The 2,807-nt window shown below is 67.3% G+C and carries 3 protein-coding genes; all 3 read left to right on the top strand.

All coding sequences use genetic code 11. The annotated features are described in order from the left end of the window. On the top strand, window positions 1-801 hold an 801-nt coding region (locus EN745_RS33110), incomplete at its 5' end, for an ABC transporter substrate-binding protein (protein WP_245487899.1). A 261-nt stretch (window positions 802-1,062) separates the two neighbouring features. Continuing rightward, window positions 1,063-2,049 (top strand): ABC transporter permease, encoded by a 987-nt coding sequence (locus EN745_RS33100; protein WP_127423191.1) that lies wholly within the window; start codon window positions 1,063-1,065, stop codon window positions 2,047-2,049. Then, window positions 2,046-2,807, top strand: a 762-nt coding sequence (locus EN745_RS33095; protein ID WP_145992280.1) for an ABC transporter permease, incomplete at its 3' end; no start/stop codon positions are given. The genes EN745_RS33100 and EN745_RS33095, both read left to right, overlap by 4 nt.

Here is a 2,807-nt window from a genome sequence, read left to right as displayed (position 1 = left end):
GTGCCTGGCCTGAAGGTGATCACCAAGGGCTATGAAGGCCTGACCTACCAGCTCGTCGTCGAGATCAACCACCGCCGCAAGGAGCTGGCCGATCTGAAAGTGCGCCAGGCGATCGCGCATGCCATCGACAAGGACTTCGTCGTCAAGACGATCTTCCTCGGCTACGCCGCCACCGCGACCGGCCCGGTGCCGAAGAACGATCCGCAGTTCTACACCGCCGACGTGCCGACCTATGCATTCGACGTCGCCAAGGCCAATGCGCTTCTCGACGAGGCCGGCTACAAGAAAGGCCCCGACGGCAACCGCTTCTCGCTGAAGCTCCTGCCGGCGCCTTACTTCAACGAGACCAAGCAGTTCGGCGACTATCTGCGCCAGGCGCTCGCCGCCGTCGGTATCGACGCCGAACTGGTCAACAACGACTCTCCCGCCCACATCAAGGCCGTCTACACCGACCATGCCTTCGACCTCGCCGTCGGCCCGCCGGTGTTCCGCGGCGACCCGGCGATCTCGACCACCATTCTCGTACAGAGCGGCATCCCGGATGGCGTGCCCTTCTCCAACCAGGGCGGCTACAGGAACGTGGAACTGGATGCGCTGATCGCCAAGGCGTCGGAGACGCTCGATACCGCCGCCCGCACCGAGCTCTACAAGGAATTCCAGAAGAAGGTCGCGGCGGATCTCCCGCTGATCAACGTCGCAGAATGGAGCTTCATCAGCGTCGCCCGCGATACGGTCGGCAACATCGCCAACAACCCGCGCTGGGCGGTCTCGAACTGGGCGGACACTTATTTGGCGGGTTGATCCCATACTTGCGCATCGACAGCTCGGGTGCTCAGCTTCGAGAATGAGAGCTCCTTCGCGCCCCCCTCTGTCCTGCCGGACATCTCCCCCACAAGGGGGGAGATTGGCGGCTTTGGCGCCTCGCACTTTCCTGCAGCGTTGGAGGTTGGCAAAAGCCGCGGCGCCAGCTGATCTCCCCCCTCGTGGGGGAGATGTCCGGCAGGACAGAGGGGGGCGCCGTAGAACACGGCGTTCATGGCTTGGCCTTGGAGCGGCTTCGCCATGACCCGCGCCCTCACCCTCATCCGCCGCCGTCTCCTCGGCAGCGTCTTCGTGCTGCTGATCGTCGTCATCGGCACCTTCCTCCTGCTCGAGGCAGCGCCCGGCGACGCGGTCGACGCCTATATCGTCTCGACCGGCGGCGATGCCGGCATGATCGAGGTGCTGCGCCATCGCTGGGGCCTGGACCAGTCGGAGCTGACGCGGCTCGCCAACTATCTCTGGGCGCTGCTGCATCTCGACCTCGGCCAGTCCGTCACCTTCTCCAGGCCGATCCGTGACGTCATCCTCGAACGCTTGCCGACCACGCTTCTCCTGATGGGCAGCGCCACCGCGCTCTCCTTCGGCCTCGGTTCGGCGCTCGGCATCTATGCCGGCGCCCGGCCTGGCAGCTTTCGCGACCGTTTCCTGTCGATCGGCTCGTTGGCGCTCTATGCCGTGCCGAGCTTCTGGCTCGGCCTGGTGCTGATCGTCATCTTCGCCGTCGACCTGCGCTGGCTGCCGATCGGCGGCATCGAGACCATCGCCTCCGGCAGGACCGGGCTGGCGCGGGCAGCCGACATTGCCGCCCATCTCGTGCTGCCGGTCGCCGCACTCGGTTTCATCTATCTCGCGCTTTACCTGCGCATGACGCGCGCCGGCATGGCCGAGGCCTGGCGGCAGGACTTTGTCCTCGCCGCCCGCGCGAGGGGGCTGTCGCGGCGTCGCATCGTGCTCGCCCACGTCGCCCGCAACGCGCTCCTGCCGCTGGTCACCATGCTCGGCCTGCAGTCGGCGCAGATGCTCGGCGGCAGCGTCGTCATCGAAAGCGTCTTTGCCGTGCCCGGCCTCGGCCGGCTGGCGCAGGAGGCCGTCGCTGGACGTGACACGCCGCTGCTTCTCGGCATCATCCTGGTCAGCGCAGTGCTCGTCATCCTCATCAACCTCCTGGTTGACCTCGCCTACGCCCTGCTCGACCCCCGCGTCGGCGCCAGCGAGGCCGGCGCATGAGCCGGCTGCATCGCTTCTTCTGCACGCCGGAAGCGGTCGCCGGCGCCGTCATTTTTGCGACGCTCTTCGCCATGGCGCTTACCGCGCCGCTGCTCTTTCCCGGCGATCCGCAAGCCATTGCAGGTCCGGCATTGCTGTCGCCATTCCAAACCTGGTCGCTGCCGCTCGGCACCGATCGGCTCGGCCGCGACGTGCTGGCCGAGCTTTTCCACGGCGCCCGCACCTCGCTGGCCGTCGGTCTGGCGGCGGCCGCTGCCGCGCTGGTCATTGGCGCGGTGGTCGGCACGCTGGCGGGCTTTGCCGGCGGGCTGATCGACGAGGTGCTGATGCGCATTACCGATGCCTTCCAGACCGTGCCCGGCTTCCTGCTGGCCCTGGCCTTCGTCAGCATTGTCGGCCCTTCCCTCGGTGTGGTCGTTGCGGCCATCGCGCTTGGCGCCTGGACGGGACCGGCGCGCGTCGCGCGCGCCGAAGTGCTGTCGATCCGCGAACGCGACTATGTCGCCGGCGCCCGTGTCATCGGCATGCATCCGCTCGAGATCGCCTTTCGCGAAGTGCTCCCAAACGCGCTGCCGCCGGTGCTGGCACTGTCCTCGGTGATCGTCGCGGCGGCGATCCTGACGGAAGCCGCCCTGTCCTTTCTCGGCCTAGGCGACCCCAACCTCGTCACCTGGGGCGGCATGATCGCCGAAGGCCGTGCTGTTTTGCGCACCGCGCCTTTCCTGTCGATCATCCCCGGCATCGCGCTGGTGCTGACC

Origin of the sequence: Mesorhizobium sp. M4A.F.Ca.ET.022.05.2.1 (assembly GCF_003998845.1) — a bacterium.
Taxonomy (GTDB): domain Bacteria; phylum Pseudomonadota; class Alphaproteobacteria; order Rhizobiales; family Rhizobiaceae; genus Mesorhizobium.
This window is presented reverse-complemented; position numbering and strand designations above follow the sequence as displayed.